The following is a 16,257-nucleotide window of genomic DNA, read 5'->3' on the forward strand; positions in this document are numbered from 1 at the left end:
AGCGAGAGCGTTGGAGGGAAGATATGCCTGCACCAAATCTGGCGCTAGACAGCCCTATCGGTCTACAGTGTCCTGAAAACAGGACAAACGCCCATGCAGGATTTGAACGATCTCAAGCTGTTCGTCGACGTCGTCGAACAGAACGGCTTTGCTGCCGCGGCCCGGAAACTGAACATGCCGCGCTCGCGCCTGAGCCGTCGCATCGGCCTTCTCGAAGAGCGCCTCGGGGTGCGGCTGGTGCAGCGCTCGACGCGCCACTTCGTCATCACCGAGATCGGACGGGAATATTACCGCCACTGCGTCGCCATGCTGGTGGAGGCCGAGGCGGCGCAGGAAATGATCGACCGCACCCGTTCCGAACCGCAGGGCGTGGTTCATGTCAGCTGCCCGTCGTCGGTCGTCTATTTCCAGGTGGGCGAGATGATCGCGCGCTTCATGGCCGAATGCCCGAAGGTCGAGGTGGTGCTCGAAAGCACCAATCGCCGCGTCGACGTTCTGCGTGAAGGCATCGATGTCGCCATCCGCGTGCGCTTCCCGCCGCTCGAGGAAAGCGATCTCGTCGTCAAGCGGTTCGCCGAGAGCAAACAAAGGCTGGTCGCCAGCCCCAGGCTGCTTGCCGGTTTGAGCAACCCGCCGGCACCGGCGGATCTCGGCGGCCTGCCGAGCCTTGCCTGGAACCCCGACCGCCAAAGCCACGACTGGCGGCTCGACGGTCCCAACGGCGCGACCGCGATCGTCCGACATCGGCCACGCCTCGTAACCGAAGACATGGTGGCCCTGCGGCTGGCCGCGCTCAACGGCGTCGGCATCTGCCAGCTGCCGACCATGGTCGTGCGGCAGGACCTGAAAGACGGCACGCTTGTCGACGTGCTGCCCGATTGGGCGCCGAAGGCCGGCATCATTCATGCTGCCTTCCCGTCGCGGCGCGGCCTGCTTCCCTCCGTCCGCGCCCTGCTCGATTTTCTCGGCACCGAGTTTGCGGAACTCGCCCGTCTGGACGAGCCCCGGACCTGATCGTCTAAAGCCGGCGGTCAGATGGCGGCGCCAGCCCGGGTCTTGAGGATCGCGGAAAAGCGCGGATCGAAGGTCCGGCTGATCGGCTCGGCGGCAGCGCCGATCGCCACCGCCCAAGGATCGGTGAAGCCGACCTGCAGCCGAGGAAGTGTACGGTCTCGCCGGTCGGCTATCGACGGAAGCAGCGGCATCATCGCGTCGGTCAACAGGCGCGCAAGGCCCGGCGGAAGGCCACCGCAGAGGATCACCGTCTGCGGGTCGAAGATCGTTTCCAGCGCCTGAACAGCCGCGCGCATTTCAAAGGCAGCGGCATCGATCCACCGCAGCAGCCTTTGGTCCGGGCTCTCTGCCACAGCATCGATGCGTGCATAGAGGTCCGGATCGGCGGGGTCGAGGTCCAGAAGCTTGCACAGCGAAGCGATCGAGGCGCGGTGTTCGAGCGGCATGCGCTCGTCGGAACTGGCCCCGCGCGGCAAGCTGAGGATCATGCCGATCTCGCCGGCATTGCCGTTCGCGCCGCGATAGAGTTCGCCGTTGAGGATCAGGCCTGCGCCGAGGCCATAGCCGAAGTAAATGCAGATCGCATGATCGACGCCATGCGCCGCCCCGACCATACGCTCGGCGGTGGCGGCTGCAGCGGCGTCGTTCTGCAGGCCGACATCGAGCCCGGTGCCCGCCGCAAGCGTTTCGAGCAACGGAAAGTTCTGCCAGGCGGCCATCATCCAGGGGTCGTCGGCATCGGCCTCCACGCCGAAGGGACCCGGCATGGCAGCGCCAAGCCCGACCAGGCGATCCTCCGAATGCGGCGCAAGCGCCGTCAGGTCACGGCGGGTCTTTTCGATCAGCTCCAGGATGGTCCTGACCCCGGTCGCCGGCCCGCCGGCCGGCAGGTTGGCCTCGCCGCGGGCGAGCACCCGGCCGACGAGATCGACCGCGATCGTACGCGTCACGTGCCGGTCGATCTGCAGCCCGATTGCGAACGCGCCTTCCGGCACCAGCCGGTAGGGCGTCGAAGGCTGCCCGCGGCCATTACGCACTGCTTGCAGTGACTCGACCAGCCCGTCGCGCTCCAGATCTTCGATGATGTTGGAAACGGTCTGCTTCGTCAGCGCCGTCGCGCGGGCAAGTTCCGCGCGGGACAATTGGCCGTTCAGTCGCAACGCGTCGATCATGACGCGGCGGTTATGCGCGCTCGTCCCCTCCTGATTGGTGCCGCTCTTCGCCCGGATCAGGCGCATATCGTTCATCCAAAAACCCCTCTTGACACTGTTAGAATATTGAACAAAAAATAAGTCAAGACAATTGACTTAATAGAAGCCGAAAAGAGCTTCGGGGGAACGACAGCGGCGGCAGGACCGACCGCGAGCGCTCCAATTGTTATGTCGACAGCCGCTTTGTGAAGAGCGGACTTCTCGCATGCGGCGTGCCGCATAAGGCATGCCGGGAAATCTGAAACGCTTATGTCATTGGGAGGTAGGAATGTTGAAATCCATAAGAACGACGCTGCTTTGCGCGACCCTTGCCGGCGTCTCATTCGCTGGCCACGCGCATGCTGAAACGACGCTCAACGCACTGTTCATGGCGCAGGCCGCCTATAGCGAGGCGGATGTACGCGCCATGACCGAGGCCTTCACCAAGGCCAACCCGGATGTGAAGGTCAATCTCGAATTCGTTCCCTATGAAGGCCTGCACGACAAGACCGTGCTGGCACAGGGCTCCGGCGGCGGCTACGACGTCGTGCTCTTCGACGTGATCTGGCCGGCCGAATATGCCGCCAACAAGGTGCTCGTCGACGTCACCGACCGCATCACCGACGAGATGAAGTCCGGCGTGCTGCCCGGCGCCTGGACGACGGTCGAATATGACGGCAAGCGCTACGGCATGCCCTGGATCCTCGACACCAAGTACCTGTTCTACAACAAGGAAATCCTGGAGAAGGCCGGCATCAAGGCACCGCCGAAGACCTGGGACGAGCTTGCCGAACAGGCCAAGGTCATCAAGGACAAGGGTCTGCTCGCAACCCCGATCGCCTGGAGCTGGTCGCAGGCCGAAGCCGCGATCTGCGACTACACCACGCTTGTCAGCGCCTATGGCGGCAAGTTCATCGATGGCGGCAAGCCGGCCTTCACCTCTGGCGGCGGTCTCGACGCGCTCAACTACATGGTGACGAGCTACACCTCGGGCCTGACCAACCCGAACTCCAAGGAATTCCTGGAGGAGGACGTGCGCAAGGTGTTCCAGAACGGCGAAGCCGCCTTCGCTCTCAACTGGACCTACATGTACAACCTCGCCAACGATCCGAAGGAAAGCAAGGTCGCGGGCAAGGTCGGCGTCGTGCCGGCACCGGGCGTGGCCGGCAAGAGCGAAGTCTCGGCCGTCAACGGCTCGATGGGCCTCGGCGTCACCTCGACCAGCAAGAACCCGGACGATGCCTGGAAGTACATCGTCTACATGACCTCGCAGCAGACGCAGAACGCCTACGCCAAGCTCAGCCTGCCGATCTGGGCCTCCTCCTATGAGGACGCCAGCGTCACCAAGGGCCAGGAAGAGCTGATCGGTGCTGCCAAGCTTGGCCTCGCTGCCATGTATCCGCGCCCGACGACCCCCAAGTACCAGGAACTTTCGACCGCCCTTCAACAGGCGATCCAGGAAGCGCTTCTCGGCCAGGCCTCGGCCGAAGACGCCCTGAAGACGGCGGCCGAAAACAGCGGCCTTTGAGCCGCCCTCCCAAGCCCCGGGCGGGAAACCGCCCGGGGACCGCGGGAATTGGCGGCGCCGCCGCAACGCTTTAACACTTTGATTTGGCGCATCATTCGCTTGGGTCGATTACGGTCCGGGGCAATAAACGATAGCATGACGGGGCTCCCTAGGCCCGAGAAGGTTTCCATCCTATGTCCGGCACCTGGATAACAACGCGCGCATGGCTGCTCATGCTGCCACTGCTGGCGGTGATGATCGCCGTCATCGGCTGGCCGTTGATCGACACGATCAGGCTTTCCTTCACCGACGCCAAGCTCGTCGGCACCGAAGGCACGTTCGTCGGCGTCGACAATTATGCCAAGATGCTTGGCGGCTCGAATTTCCAGCGTGCGTTCATCACGACGACCTGGTTCGCGGTCGTCTCCGTTACCGCGGAAATGGTGCTGGGCGTGCTCGCAGCCCTACTGCTCAACCAGCAATTCCGCGGCCGCACGGCGCTCAGAGCCCTGATGATCCTGCCCTGGGCGCTGCCGACCGTGGTCAATGCCACGCTGTGGCGGCTGATCTACAACCCGGAATACGGCGCGCTCAACGCCGCCCTGTTGCAGTTCGGAGTGATCGACAGCTACCGCTCCTGGCTCGGCGAACCCGGCTCGGCGCTGGCGGCATTGATCGTCGCCGATTGCTGGAAGAACTTTCCGCTGGTCGCGCTGATCGCGCTTGCCGCCCTCCAGGCCGTGCCGCGAGATATCACCGCCGCCTCGCTCGTCGATGGCGCGGGCCCCTTCAACCGTTTCCGCTACGTGATCATGCCCTATCTCGCAGGCCCGCTGCTGGTTGCGCTGGTGCTGCGCACCATCGAGGCGTTCAAGGTCTTCGACCTCATCTGGGTGATGACGCGCGGTGGTCCGGCCAACAGCACCCGCACCCTGTCGATCCTGGTCTATCAGGAAGCCTTCTCCTTCCAGCGGGCGGGATCCGGCGCGTCGCTGGCGCTGATCGTCACCCTGCTCGTAACCGTGCTCGCCGTTGCCTACGCGGCCATGGTGCGCAAAGCCGCGGGAGCCTCGTGATGGAACGCCAAAGCCCACTCTTTACCGTTTTCGTCTATGCGGCAGCGCTGCTCTTGGCGGCAATCATTCTCGCCCCCATCCTCTGGCTCTTCGTCATGAGCATCTCGTCGGCCGCCGACCTCTCGGCGATGCCGCTCAACTGGTGGCCGGAGGAAATCGACCTCTCGCGCTACCGGCTGCTTCTGTCGACGATCGAGAACAGCGCGGGTGCGGCCTTTACCGCTTCGCTGTTCAACAGCCTGAAGGTCGCCGGCATGGCGACGCTGGCAGCGATCGCGGTCGCCATTCCGGCCGCCTGGGCGGTGTCGCGCACGTCAAATGTCTCCTGGTCGCTCTATGCGGTGATCGCCACCTACATGCTGCCGCCGGTGGCGCTCGCAGTGCCGCTCTACATGGGGCTTGCCTATCTCGGGCTTCTGAATTCTGTGTTCGGCCTGGCCCTTGTCTACCTCACCATTCTGGCGCCCTTCACCACCTGGCTGCTGAAATCCGGCTTTGATTCCATCCCCAAGGAGATCGAGAGTGCCGCGATGATCGACGGCGCCCGCCTCGACCAGATCCTGAGGCTCATCACCCTGCCGCTCGCAGCACCCGTCATGGCGACATCGGCACTCTTTGCCTTCCTGCTTGCCTGGGATGAATTCTTCTACGCGCTGCTCTTCACGTCGGACCTGCGCGCCAAGACGCTTACGGTTGCCATTTCCGATCTCGCCGGCGGCCGTGTCTCCGATTACGGGCTGATCGCCACAGCCGGGGTGCTGGCCGCCCTGCCCCCGGTACTGATCGGCCTCGTCATGCAACGTGCCCTGATCTCCGGGCTTACCAGCGGCGGTGTGAAGGGATGACGGCCATGACCACTTCGGAACGCCCCGCAGGGCTCGCCGCAATCGATCGTGAAATGGCGTGGCAGGCCGCCGATGCGGTCGCCTCCGTCCGCGGCGCAGCGCCGCGCGCCGCAGAGATCGCCCGCTCGCTGAAAGCGACCGGCAAACTCTTGCTGCTCGGCATGGGCGGCTCGCATGCGGTCGGCCGCGCTGTCGAACCGCTCTACCGCGCTCATGGCATCGACGCCGTCGCCCTGCCGCTTTCAGAGCAGCTCGGCCAGCCGCTGTCGATCGAGGACAAGACGATCCTCATCACTTCGCAGTCCGGCGAAAGCGCCGAAGTGCTGCGCTGGTTCGCCGAGACCGATGGCGGAACGCCGCACACGTTCGGGTTGACGCTGGAAGGTGGCTCCTTCCTCGCAAGCAACGCGCCTTCGCTGGTCGGCGTCGGCGGCACCGAAAAGGCCTTTGCTGCTACCCGCAGCCTGACAATCAGCTTCGCCCTGCACCTCTCCGTCCTCGCAGCCCTCGGCGATGACACCGGCGAAGCGCTTTCCGCGTTGGAAAACCCGCAATCGCCGGATACGTCCGCAGCGCTTGCGGCCCTGAGCAACGTCCGCTCCGTCGTCACCTCAGGCCGTCGCCTGCAGGGCCTCGCAGAGGCGATCGGTCTCGGCTTGACCGAACTCTCGCGCCTGCCCTGTTTCTCGCTCGAAGGCGGTCAGCTCCGGCATGGGCCTATGGAAATGCTCGGCCCTTCGGTTGGCGTCGTTCTCTTCCGTGGAGCGGATGCAACCGCCGGGCTCGTTCGCGCTATGGCGATCTCGGCCGCCGAAGCCGGTTCGCCGGTCATCGTCTTCGACGCTTCCGGCGAGGCGGCGAGCGATGGTGTCACCACCATTCCCTTTGCGCCGGCCACTGGCCTCGCGGCAATCTTCGCCATGCTGCCGGTCGCGCAGTCCTTCATGATCGCCTTTGCGGCGGCCCGCGTCGAGAATGCCGGCACTCCGGTGCGCTCGACCAAGATTACCCGGAGCGAATAACGATGCGTCCTCTTGCCGTGGTCGGCAACGCCAATGTCGACCTCATCCTCGGGCCGGCGGCCCCCTGGCCGAAAGCCGGAACCGAAATCATCGTCGACCATGACGAGTTGCGCGTCGGCGGCTGCGCCGGCAACAGCGCGCTCGCCTGGGATTCGCTCGGCGTCGACTACGCAATCGCAGCCAATGTCGGCAACGACCAGTTCGGCACCTGGCTGAGGCAGGCCTTTCCCGAGCGGTCCGTGTCCTGGCCGGTCGAAAGCGTCGGCACCACGCTCTCCGTCGGCATCACCCATCCGGACGGCGAGCGCACCTTCTTCACCACGCGCGGACATCTGCCGCTCCTCACCTTCGAGGAAGTCTGGGCGATGCTCGACGGCAAGAAGCTGCGCGGCGGCTACGCGCTTCTGACCGGCTCGTTCCTGACGGACGCATTGACGGCCGAATACGATCGTTTCTTCGACTGGGCCGATGCGCACGACATTGCGGTGGCACTCGACACTGGCTGGCCGCTCGACGGCTGGACGGAGGCGAACTGCGCCGCGACCATCGGCTGGATGAAGCGCTGCCGGCTCGCGCTGTTCAACGAGGTCGAAACGACGACGCTGACAGGTGTCACCGACCCGGCCGAGGCGGCACGCGAACTCCGAAAACATATGCCCGAAGGCGCGATCGTCGTCGTCAAGCGCGGACCACACGGCGCGATCGCCATTGACGCGGAAGGCCGCCTTTCATCGTCGCCAGCACCCGTCGTCACCGTGGTCGATACGATCGGCGCCGGCGACGTCTTCAATGCAGGCTTCCTCGCGGCACTTGCCGCCGAGATGCCGCTCGAAGCCTGTCTGCGCACCGGCGTCGCCATCGCTTCCGAGGCGATCTCCACCCTGCCGCGCAGCTACGGCCAACCGCTTTCGTCCTACCTTCAGGAGACCGGCGCATGAGCGCACTTGCGATTGAGAACATTCACAAGCGCTATGGCGAAGTCGAGACGCTGAAGGGCATCGACATCGCGCTCGAAAGCGGCGAGTTCCTGGTCCTTCTCGGCTCATCCGGCTGCGGCAAGTCCACGCTTCTCAACATCATCGCCGGACTGGCGGAGCCAAGCGGCGGCGACATCCGCATCGGCGAGCGCTCAATTCTTGGCGCGCATCCGAAGGATCGCGACATCGCCATGGTGTTCCAGTCCTATGCGCTCTACCCGAACATGAGCGTTGCGCGGAACATCGGCTTCGGCCTGGAGATGCGCAAGGTTCCGGTCGCCGAACGCGAGAAGGCGGTAAAAGAAACCGCCAAGCTGTTGCAAATCGAGAACCTGCTCGAGCGCAAGCCAAGCCAGCTCTCCGGCGGCCAGCGCCAACGCGTCGCGATCGGCCGCGCACTGGTGCGCAATCCGCAGGTCTTCCTCTTCGACGAGCCGCTCTCCAACCTCGACGCCAAGCTGCGCATGGAAATGCGCACCGAGCTCAAGCGCCTGCACCAGATGCTGAAGACGACTGTCGTCTACGTCACCCACGACCAGATCGAGGCGATGACGCTTGCGACCCGTATCGCCGTCATGCGCGACGGGAGGATCGAGCAACTGGGCACGCCGGAACAGATCTACGACCGGCCCGCCACGCTCTATGTCGCCGGCTTCGTCGGCTCGCCGCCGATGAACATCTTGGATGCGACTGTTGCTCAGGGTCAGGTGACGATCGCCGGCGGTGATCAGGCAATCGCCCTGCCGTCCCATTTTCGCGGTGTGGTCTCCGATGGTCAGCGCGTCAAGATCGGCATCCGCCCAGAAGCGCTGCGGCTGGCCTCCAGCGACGAGACTGGGCCGCAATTCAAGGCGCGCGTCGAAGTGGTCGAACTGACAGGCCCAGAACTTGTCACCACGGCACGGATCGGTGAGCAGCGCATCACCGCCTGCCTGCCACCGCGCAGCTCGCTTCTGGCCGGTGACGAGCGCGCCTTTAGCATCGAGGCGGATGCGCTGCATCTCTTTGATCCGCAAAGCGGCCGGTCGCTGGCGAAAGGCTGAGCCTTTCGCGACGAACAAGAGCCGACCGTCGCTGCCGCGGCGGCCGGCCCGATCATAGCCCCCACATCAATTGAACGACGAGCTTTTCAGGAACTCCGCCAGGCGCTCGGTCTGCGGCTTCACGAACATTTGCTTCGGGTTGCCCTCTTCGCCGATGCGGCCCTGGTTCATGAAGATCACGCGCGTCGAGACCTCATAGGCAAAGCGCATTTCGTGGGTGACGAGCAGCATGCTCATGCCGTCTTCGGCAAGCCCCTTGATCACCTGCAGCACCTCGTTGACGAGTTCCGGATCGAGCGCCGAGGTCACTTCATCGAACAGCATCAGCTTCGGGTTCATTGCGATCGCCCGGGCGATCGCCACGCGCTGCTGCTGGCCGCCGGAGAGCTGGCCGGGATAGTGATCCATGCGTGAGAGCAGCCCGACACGGTCCAGCCATTTCTCGGCAACCGCCCGCGCCTCATCGCGTCCCATACCGCGGACCTTCATCAGGCCGAGCATGATGTTTCTGGCCGCGGTCATATGCGGGAAGAGGTTGAACTGCTGGAAGGCCATGCCGGTCATCGCCCGCTGGCGGGCGATTTCCTTTTCCTTCTTGCGGCGGCGTTGGCCGCCCACGGTCTCGTAGCCGATCTCCTGGCCGTCGATGCGGATCGAGCCGCCCTGGAACTCCTCCAGCATGTTGATACAGCGCAGCATCGTCGTCTTGCCCGAGCCGCTGGAGCCGATGATGGAGATGACCTCCCCTTGTGCCATGGTGCAGTCGACGCCCTTCAGCACTTCGACGGCGCCGTAGCGTTTGTGGAGGTCACGGATTTCAAGCAGTGTCTGGGTCATCGGAGCCGAAGCCTCAGGATGGGACAGCGGTCTTGCGTTCGACGTAACGGCCGAAACGCTCGATGCTGTAGTTGATGACGAAATAGAGGAAGCCGGCGAAGAAATAGAACTCCAGGCTCATGAAGCTGCGGGAGATCTGCTCCTGGGTGCGAAGCAGAAGCTCGGCGACGCCGATGATCGACAGAAGCGTCGAGGCCTTGACCATCTCGGCCGCCGTATTGACCCAGGCCGGCAGCGCCTGCCGCAACGCCTGCGGCCCGAGCACGTAGACGAAGGTCTGCGAGAATGTCAGGCCGATTGCTTTCGCCGCCTCCGTCTGCCCCTTCGGGATCGCCTGCAGGGCGCCGCGGACGAGCTCGCCGACATGCGAACTGCAGAAGACCGAGAGCGCCAGGATGCCGGCCTGGAAGGGCCCGAGATCGATACCGACGGTGCTAAGCACATAGTAGCTCGCCAGAACGAGCACCAGCACCGGCGTGCCACGGATGAAATCCGTATAGCCGCGCACGACCCATTGCACCGGGCGATAGCCATAGGTGAGCGCCAGGCCGACGAAGACGCCGAGCACCGTTCCGACGACGATCGACAGGAAGGAGATCGAGATCGAGACACCAAGCCCCTTCAGCAAGGGAATGCGGGCGAGCCAGAGCTGGTCGAGAAATGCTGGAAAATCCATGGCGATCACCTCGGCACGGAGAGACGGCGCTCGACCGCGCGCATCAAGGCGGCCAATACCGAGCAGGTGGCGACATAGAGGCAGCTCGCAACGATCCAAGTTTCGATCACCCGAAAGGTCTCGACATTGATCTTGCGCGCCTCGAAGGTCAGTTCGGGTACTGCGATCGCGGCTGCAAGCGAAGTGTCCTTGAACAGCGAGATCATCGTGCTGCTCAAGGATGGCAGGACGTTGCGCAGCATCAAGGGAAGGATGATCGAGGTGCGTATCTGCATTTCCGTGAGCCCGATCGCCAGCCCCGCCTCGCGCTGCCCCGGCGGAACTGAAAGCAGCCCACCGCGGAAGACTTCGGCGAGATAGGCGCCGGAATAGATCGCCAGCGTCAGCACGAAGCTCTCGATCTTGCCGAGCCTGACGCCGAGCTGCGGCAAGGCGAAGTAGCTGAACAGTACCAGCACCAGGATCGGCGTGTTGCGGATGACGGTCACATAGAGACCGGCCGGCTTGCGCAGGAACAGGTTTTTCGACACCAGCCCGAAAGCGGTGACGAGACCGATCAGGCAACCCGCAAGGATTGCCGCGAAGGCGAGGCCGAGACTGAGCGCCAGCCCTTCGAGCAGAAGATCGAAAGAGCGCCAGACGGCGGCAAAATTCAGAGTATAGCCCATGTTTCAGCCACCCATGCCGAAGGACGCAGGACGACCCCGCAGGCGGCGGGATCGCCCCGGAGAGGCTTACTTGTACTCGACCGGGAATCCGATCTGCGGCGGAGCAAGGTCCTTGCCGAACCAGGTCTTGAACGACTTCGCATAGAAATCGAACTCGACGCCGGTCATCGCCTCGTGCAGTGCGGTGTTGACGAAGTTCAGCCAGTCCTGGTCGCCGCGCTTGACGCCGCAGGCATAGGTCTGCGGGTTCCAGCCGTAGCCGGCATCCTTATAGCGGTTGGGGTTCTGCGTCATGTACCAGGCGAGCGACGACTGGTCGGTGGCGACCGTGTCGGCACGACCGGATTCCAGCGCCTGATAGATAAGGTCGACGGACTCGTACTGGTCGACCGTCGCTTCCGGCAAGGCGGCATGCACCATGGCCTCGGCATAGACGTTTTGCAGGACGGATACGGTGACGGACGAGCCGCCGGCCTTGAGCGCAGCGTAGTCAGCATATTTGCCGTCGGCCTTCAGCATCAGGCCCACGCCCTCGCGATAGTAGGGAATGGTGAAGGCGATCTGCTGCGCGCGCTCACCGGTCACCGTCATGAACTGGCAGGTGATGTCCACCTTGTTCGTGGTGATGTTCGGAATGCGGGCGTCGGACGACTGGTTGACGAACTCGATCTTCTCCGGATCGCCGAAGAGGGCCTTGGCGATGATGCGCCCCATGTCGACATCGAAGCCCTGCAGCTTGTCGTCGACGCTCTTGAAATGCCACGGCGCATTGGTGCTGCCGGTGCCCATGACCAGATGGCCGCGGGCGATAACTTCGTCCAGCTTGCTCGCCGGCTCCTGGGCCAAGGCCGAGCCGGCCATAGCCATGACTGCGACGGCAGCCGCTGCAAAAACGGTCTTGCTCATTTCATTCCTCCCTTTTTTAGCCTCCCCACCATTATTCTATTACTATGCATCATAATCTTGAATAATGGATTGACGTATCAAAGGCCCGCGGTCATATCTTGTCAAGGGCAGTTGAGGTAGTTTCGCCCCGATCCTGCGCCGCCCAAGAGGAGTTGAGTCGCGATGCCCCTGCCGATCGAAACCCCGGCCGTTCTCGTCGATCTTGAAATTGCCAAGCGCAACATCGAGCGCTTTCAGGCCTATGCGGATGAGCACGGCATTCGCGTGCGCCCCCACATCAAGACGCACAAGCTGCCGCAGATGGCCGAGCTTCAACTTCAAGCCGGCGCCATCGGCATCACCTGCCAGAAGGTCACCGAGGCGGAGGCAATGGTTGCGGGCAGCGACCGGATCAAGGACGTGCTGATCACCTACAACATTCTCGGCGACGCCAAGATGGCGCGGCTGGAGCGGCTCAATGACCGCGTTTCGCTCTCGGTCGTCGCCGACAGCGAAACGGTCATCGACGGGCTCGCCGGCTATTTCGCCGACAAGGACAAGCCGCTGCACGTGCTTGTCGAATGCAACACCGGCGCCGATCGCTGCGGTGTCGGCTCCCCGGCAGAGGCCGCCAAGCTCGCCCGCCGGATCGAAGAGGCAAAGGGGCTCGTGTTCGGCGGCCTGATGACCTATCCGCCCGTCAACGGCCAGGCGAAGGTCCAGGCCTTCATGAGCGAGGCGAAGCAGTTGATCGAGGCCGACGGCATCACTGTCCCCGCCATCACCTCAGGCGGCACGCCGAGCATGATGCATGCCGACGGCGCGCCTGTTGCCAGCGAATACCGCCCCGGAACCTATATCTACAACGACCGCTCGCTGGTTTCGCGCGGCGTCGCCGGCTGGGACGAGTGCGCGCTGACGGTGCTTGCGACCGTCGTCTCGGTCCCCTCCGAGAACCGCGCCATCATCGATGCCGGCAGCAAGGTGCTGACCTCGGATCTACTCGGCCTCACCGGCTACGGCCACGTGCTCGGCCGCGACGACATCCGCATCGACCAGCTCTCTGAGGAACACGGCCGCCTCGTCACCGACGGGCCAATCGGGCTCAAGGTCGGCGAGCAGCTGAGGATCGTGCCGAACCACGCCTGCGTCGTGACCAACATGTTCGACGCCGTCCATATCGTCGAAGGCGACAGGCTGAAGGATATCTGGCCGGTAGTGGCGCGCGGCCACGTGCTTTAGCCGGTCGCCATAGTTGAGCGGCGCGTTTGCCGCGCCGCCACTCTTGACGCTCCGCGCTCAGCGGACCCGGTCATAAACGAGCGCGATCTTGCCCCGCTCACCCGTCTCCTGGTGCGCAACGCGCCACGTCGTGCCCGGCAGGCCGTCCTCGAAGAGCCGCGCGCCACCTCCTGCAATCTCCAGGCAGATCAGCAGATAGGGCCTGTCGATCATGTCGGCCGAAAGGAGCGACTTGATGAGGCTGGCGCTGCTGTTGACGAGAATGTCACCTTCGCCGGACGCCTTGAGGTCTGAAACGACGTCCATCACCGATCCATTCGCGATCCGCGTGCGCTCCCAGGGAGCTTCGGTCAGCATCCTCGAAAACACCACCTTTTCCGCCACGACCAGCCCGTCCGCATAGCCGCGGTCGCGAGAGCAGGCCGCTTCGTCCCCGGCAACCGCCGACCAGTAACCGAGGAAGTCTTCGGCGTTCAGCCGGCCGAGCACGGCCGTCGTCGCCTCCTCGCAGATGCGCGCCAAATATTTCCGCCGCCGCGCATTTTTTCTGGACAGCCGCTTCGCGCTCTCCATGTATTCTGTCGTTGGTTTGGCGCGGTCGCGGAGGCGGTTGCAGGCAAACCGTTCCCGAAAAGCCCGACAAAACGATAGGACATTTCCCCATAGCTGCTTCTGGCGTCATCGGTTTACGTTGTAGCAGTCGACAAAATTGATAGTTTTATCTGGTAACCAATGGAGGTCGAAATGGTCTTTGGACGAATTACCGGAATGGTGGGACTGGCAATCGTGCTCGGAGGCCTGCAGCTGGGAGCTGCAAGTGTTGCGTTTGCCGACACGACGATCCTGAACGTGTCTTATGATCCGACACGAGAACTCTACAAGGACTTCAATGCTGCCTTTGCCGAGAAGTGGAAGGCGGACACCGGTGAGACCGTGACGATCCAGACGTCGCACGGCGGTTCGGGCAAGCAGGCCCGCTCGGTCATCGACGGCCTGCAGGCCGACGTCGTGACGCTGGCGCTCGAAGCGGACATCGACGCGATCGCCAAGGAAACCGGCAAGATCCCGGCAGACTGGAAGACGAAGTTCGAAAACAACAGCGCGCCCTACACGTCGACGATCGTGTTCCTGGTGCGCAAGGGCAACCCCAAGGGCATCAAGGACTGGGGCGATCTGGTCAAGCCCGATATCCAGGTGATCACGCCAAACCCGAAGACCTCGGGCGGCGCGCGCTGGAACTTCCTCGCTGCCTGGGCCTATGGCCGCTCCGCCAATGGCGGTGACGACGCCAAGGCGCAGGAATATGTGACCGAGCTCTTCAAGCACGTGCCGGTGCTCGATACCGGCGCGCGTGGCGCTACGACGACCTTCGTGCAGCGCGGCCTCGGCGACGTGCTGCTCGCCTGGGAAAACGAAGCCTACCTGTCGCTCGAGGAACTCGGCCCCGACAAGTTCGAGATCGTCACGCCGTCGATCTCGATCAAGGCGGAGCCGCCCGTAGCGCTCGTCGACGGCAACGTCGACACCAAGGGTACACGCAAGGTGGCGGAAGCCTATCTCGGCTACCTCTACAGCGATGCCGGCCAGAAGATCGCGGCCAAGCACTACTACCGGCCGTTCAAGCCGGCAGCGGCAGACCCGGCCGATATCAAGCGGTTCGGCGAACTGAAGCTCGTCACCATCGAAGACTTCGGCGGCTGGAAAGAAGCCCAGCCGAAATTCTTCGGCGACGGCGGTGTCTTCGACACGCTCTACAAGCCGGGCCAATAAAACCTGAACAGCGCGCGCAGCCGGCGAGCCCGGCTGCGCGCGCTGCTTCGCGTCGCGCCGGGCCGAGCCCTCGAGCGAAGCGCGTTTCATCGTGCCGCGTAAAGACTGCAAAGGTAGTGCCATTGACGGATGCGACGAAGACTGCACCCTGGCGATTTCGCCAGCCGAGTGTTTTGCCTGGATTTGGATTGTCGCTCGGGATCACGCTGAGCTGGCTGGTTCTGATCGTGTTGATCCCGCTGTCGGGTCTGGTGTTTCGCGCCAGCGGGCTCGGCTGGGCGCAGTTCGTGGCGCTGGCGCTTGATCCGCGCACGCTCAATGCCTTGAAGATCTCCTTCGGCACGGCCTTTATCGCCGCCGTTATCAATCTCGTCTTCGGCGTCATCCTCGCCTGGGTATTGGTGCGCTACCGGTTCCCCGGCAAGCGGGTGATCGACGCCATGGTCGACCTGCCCTTTGCGCTGCCGACCGCGGTTGCCGGCATTGCGCTGACGACGCTCTATGCCCCGAACGGCTGGATCGGCCAGTTCCTGGAGCCGCTTGGCCTCAAGATCGCCTTCACTCCGGCCGGCATCGTCATCGCCCTGATCTTCGTCGGCCTGCCCTTTGTGGTCAGGACCGTGCAGCCGATCATGGAGGAGATCGACAAGGAAGTGGAGGAAGCTGCAGCCACCCTTGGCGCCAGCCGCTTCCAGACGATCAGCCGGGTGCTTTTGCCGGGGCTCTTGCCAGCCGGCCTCACCGGCTTTGCGCTCGCCTTTGCCCGTGGTGTCGGCGAATACGGCTCGGTGATCTTCATCGCCGGCAACCTGCCTTACGTCTCCGAGATCGCCCCGCTGCTGATCGTCATCCGGCTCGAAGAGTTCAACTATGCGGCTGCGACAGCGATTGCCGCTGTCATGCTGGCGATCTCGTTTGCCATGCTGCTCCTCATCAACTCGATCCAGGCCTGGAGCCGGCGGAGATATGTCTATGTCGCATGACCTGACCGCCGCCTCAGCACCCAGTCCCGGCCTCAGTCCGGCCTCCGGCCCTCGCGCCGCCCTGCCGGAACTGGCCGCCGCCACCTCCGAAAGCCGCTTTGCCCGACTGACGCTGACGATCACCGCGCTCGCCTTCGTCGCGCTGTTTTTGCTTTTGCCGCTCGCCGCCGTCTTCACCGAGGCGCTGCGCAAGGGTGTGACGGAATTCGTGCTGGCCCTTGGCGATGCCGAAACCTTTTCCGCCATCCGCCTGACGCTGATCGTCGCCGCCATCGCCGTGCCGCTCAACCTCGTCTTCGGCGTGGCCGCCGCCTGGGCGATCGCCAAGTTCGAGTTCAAGGGCAAGGCCTTCCTGACGACGCTGATCGACCTGCCGTTCTCGGTCTCGCCGGTGATCTCCGGCCTCGTCTTCGTGCTTCTGTTCGGCTCGCACAGTGTCCTTGGTCCCTGGCTGCAGAGCCACGGCATCCAGATCCTCTTTGCCGTGCCGGGCCTGGTGCTCGCCACCGTCTTCGTCACCTT

The 16,257-nt window shown here is 63.8% G+C and carries 16 protein-coding genes and 1 pseudogene; 11 read left to right on the forward strand and 6 right to left on the reverse strand.

Features of this window, described 5'->3' with window-relative positions; all coding sequences use genetic code 11:
• Positions 1-93: 93 nt before the first annotated feature.
• Entirely contained in the window at positions 94-1,014 is a 921-nt protein-coding gene (locus tag IB263_RS27030) for a LysR substrate-binding domain-containing protein (RefSeq protein ID WP_060530235.1), read from the forward strand.
• 17 nt (positions 1,015-1,031) lie between these two features.
• Here the strand turns inward: IB263_RS27030 and IB263_RS27035 are convergent, their stop codons facing one another.
• Positions 1,032-2,261 (reverse strand): ROK family transcriptional regulator, encoded by a 1,230-nt coding sequence (locus IB263_RS27035; RefSeq protein ID WP_060521805.1) that lies wholly within the window; start codon positions 2,259-2,261, stop codon positions 1,032-1,034.
• 232 nt (positions 2,262-2,493) lie between these two features.
• On the opposite strand from IB263_RS27035, the gene IB263_RS27040 reads away from it, so the two are divergent.
• From IB263_RS27040 to IB263_RS27065, 6 genes are all read left to right on the forward strand, one after another.
• The gene (locus IB263_RS27040; RefSeq protein ID WP_060521806.1) at positions 2,494-3,732 is read left to right on the forward strand and encodes an extracellular solute-binding protein; all 1,239 of its coding nucleotides are present in this window, start codon (positions 2,494-2,496) and stop codon (positions 3,730-3,732) included.
• A 173-nt stretch (positions 3,733-3,905) separates the two neighbouring features.
• A complete protein-coding gene (locus IB263_RS27045) occupies positions 3,906-4,787 on the forward strand; it encodes a carbohydrate ABC transporter permease (protein ID WP_060601602.1) in 882 nt (293 codons plus the stop codon).
• A complete protein-coding gene (locus IB263_RS27050; RefSeq protein ID WP_192439259.1) occupies positions 4,787-5,632 on the forward strand; it encodes a carbohydrate ABC transporter permease in 846 nt (281 codons plus the stop codon). The genes IB263_RS27045 and IB263_RS27050 overlap by 1 nt, the downstream gene beginning before the upstream one ends.
• Positions 5,633-5,637: 5 nt before the next feature.
• A complete protein-coding gene (locus IB263_RS27055; protein ID WP_090426584.1) occupies positions 5,638-6,654 on the forward strand; it encodes an SIS domain-containing protein in 1,017 nt (338 codons plus the stop codon).
• A gap of 2 nt (positions 6,655-6,656) precedes the next feature.
• Positions 6,657-7,592: a carbohydrate kinase family protein gene (locus IB263_RS27060; protein ID WP_034799113.1), complete on the forward strand. Its 936-nt coding sequence runs from the start codon at positions 6,657-6,659 to the stop codon at positions 7,590-7,592.
• The gene (locus tag IB263_RS27065) at positions 7,589-8,674 is read left to right on the forward strand and encodes an ABC transporter ATP-binding protein (protein WP_034799110.1); all 1,086 of its coding nucleotides are present in this window, start codon (positions 7,589-7,591) and stop codon (positions 8,672-8,674) included. The genes IB263_RS27060 and IB263_RS27065 overlap by 4 nt, the downstream gene beginning before the upstream one ends.
• Before the next feature lie 66 nt (positions 8,675-8,740).
• Here the strand turns inward: IB263_RS27065 and IB263_RS27070 are convergent, their stop codons facing one another.
• From IB263_RS27070 to IB263_RS27085, 4 genes are all read right to left on the reverse strand, one after another.
• Entirely contained in the window at positions 8,741-9,511 is a 771-nt protein-coding gene (locus IB263_RS27070; RefSeq protein ID WP_034799101.1) for an amino acid ABC transporter ATP-binding protein, read from the reverse strand.
• A 13-nt stretch (positions 9,512-9,524) separates the two neighbouring features.
• Positions 9,525-10,187: an amino acid ABC transporter permease gene (locus IB263_RS27075; protein WP_034799100.1), complete on the reverse strand. Its 663-nt coding sequence runs from the start codon at positions 10,185-10,187 to the stop codon at positions 9,525-9,527.
• A gap of 5 nt (positions 10,188-10,192) precedes the next feature.
• Positions 10,193-10,855 (reverse strand): amino acid ABC transporter permease, encoded by a 663-nt coding sequence (locus tag IB263_RS27080; protein WP_060521811.1) that lies wholly within the window; start codon positions 10,853-10,855, stop codon positions 10,193-10,195.
• Positions 10,856-10,921: 66 nt separating this feature from the next.
• On the reverse strand, positions 10,922-11,761 hold the full coding sequence (locus IB263_RS27085; protein WP_192439260.1) for a transporter substrate-binding domain-containing protein: 840 nt from the start codon (positions 11,759-11,761) through the stop codon (positions 10,922-10,924).
• A gap of 162 nt (positions 11,762-11,923) precedes the next feature.
• Between IB263_RS27085 and IB263_RS27090 the strand changes: the two genes are divergently transcribed.
• Positions 11,924-12,982, forward strand: a complete 1,059-nt coding sequence (locus IB263_RS27090; protein WP_034799096.1) for a D-TA family PLP-dependent enzyme — start codon at positions 11,924-11,926, stop codon at positions 12,980-12,982.
• A 57-nt stretch (positions 12,983-13,039) separates the two neighbouring features.
• Here IB263_RS27090 and IB263_RS27095 read toward each other — a convergent pair whose 3' ends face one another.
• Positions 13,040-13,555 carry a dihydrofolate reductase family protein gene (locus IB263_RS27095; RefSeq protein ID WP_082584657.1) on the reverse strand — a complete coding sequence of 172 codons (516 nt, stop codon included), beginning with the start codon at positions 13,553-13,555 and terminating at the stop codon, positions 13,040-13,042.
• 195 nt (positions 13,556-13,750) lie between these two features.
• Here IB263_RS27095 and IB263_RS27100 point away from each other — a divergent pair, with 195 nt between their 5' ends.
• The 3 genes and pseudogenes from IB263_RS27100 to cysW all read left to right on the forward strand — a co-directional run.
• Entirely contained in the window at positions 13,751-14,752 is a 1,002-nt protein-coding gene (locus tag IB263_RS27100) for a sulfate ABC transporter substrate-binding protein (protein WP_370689622.1), read from the forward strand.
• Positions 14,753-14,874: 122 nt separating this feature from the next.
• Positions 14,875-15,735 (forward strand): sulfate ABC transporter permease subunit CysT, encoded by an 861-nt coding sequence (cysT, locus tag IB263_RS27105; protein WP_064817027.1) that lies wholly within the window; start codon positions 14,875-14,877, stop codon positions 15,733-15,735.
• A pseudogene (cysW, locus tag IB263_RS27110) lies at positions 15,725-16,257 on the forward strand (sulfate/thiosulfate ABC transporter permease CysW); the annotation flags it as partial. The gene cysT and the pseudogene cysW, both read left to right, overlap by 11 nt.

Source organism: Ensifer sp. ENS03, assembly GCF_014852035.1.
Taxonomy (GTDB): Bacteria; Pseudomonadota; Alphaproteobacteria; order Rhizobiales; family Rhizobiaceae; genus Ensifer; species Ensifer adhaerens.

What these genes read in the sequence shown, in the direction of transcription:
- IB263_RS27030 (WP_060530235.1), top strand. Translation starts at nt 94, where the DNA reads ATGCAGGATTTGAACGATCTCAAGCTGTTCGTCGACGTCGTCGAACAG.
- IB263_RS27035 (WP_060521805.1), bottom strand. Translation starts at nt 2,261, where the DNA reads ATGAACGATATGCGCCTGATCCGGGCGAAGAGCGGCACCAATCAGGAG.
- IB263_RS27040 (WP_060521806.1), top strand. Translation starts at nt 2,494, where the DNA reads ATGTTGAAATCCATAAGAACGACGCTGCTTTGCGCGACCCTTGCCGGC.
- IB263_RS27045 (WP_060601602.1), top strand. Translation starts at nt 3,906, where the DNA reads ATGTCCGGCACCTGGATAACAACGCGCGCATGGCTGCTCATGCTGCCA.
- IB263_RS27050 (WP_192439259.1), top strand. Translation starts at nt 4,787, where the DNA reads ATGGAACGCCAAAGCCCACTCTTTACCGTTTTCGTCTATGCGGCAGCG.
- IB263_RS27055 (WP_090426584.1), top strand. Translation starts at nt 5,638, where the DNA reads ATGACCACTTCGGAACGCCCCGCAGGGCTCGCCGCAATCGATCGTGAA.
- IB263_RS27060 (WP_034799113.1), top strand. Translation starts at nt 6,657, where the DNA reads ATGCGTCCTCTTGCCGTGGTCGGCAACGCCAATGTCGACCTCATCCTC.
- IB263_RS27065 (WP_034799110.1), top strand. Translation starts at nt 7,589, where the DNA reads ATGAGCGCACTTGCGATTGAGAACATTCACAAGCGCTATGGCGAAGTC.
- IB263_RS27070 (WP_034799101.1), bottom strand. Translation starts at nt 9,511, where the DNA reads ATGACCCAGACACTGCTTGAAATCCGTGACCTCCACAAACGCTACGGC.
- IB263_RS27075 (WP_034799100.1), bottom strand. Translation starts at nt 10,187, where the DNA reads ATGGATTTTCCAGCATTTCTCGACCAGCTCTGGCTCGCCCGCATTCCC.
- IB263_RS27080 (WP_060521811.1), bottom strand. Translation starts at nt 10,855, where the DNA reads ATGGGCTATACTCTGAATTTTGCCGCCGTCTGGCGCTCTTTCGATCTT.
- IB263_RS27085 (WP_192439260.1), bottom strand. Translation starts at nt 11,761, where the DNA reads ATGAGCAAGACCGTTTTTGCAGCGGCTGCCGTCGCAGTCATGGCTATG.
- IB263_RS27090 (WP_034799096.1), top strand. Translation starts at nt 11,924, where the DNA reads ATGCCCCTGCCGATCGAAACCCCGGCCGTTCTCGTCGATCTTGAAATT.
- IB263_RS27095 (WP_082584657.1), bottom strand. Translation starts at nt 13,555, where the DNA reads ATGGAGAGCGCGAAGCGGCTGTCCAGAAAAAATGCGCGGCGGCGGAAA.
- IB263_RS27100 (WP_370689622.1), top strand. Translation starts at nt 13,751, where the DNA reads ATGGTGGGACTGGCAATCGTGCTCGGAGGCCTGCAGCTGGGAGCTGCA.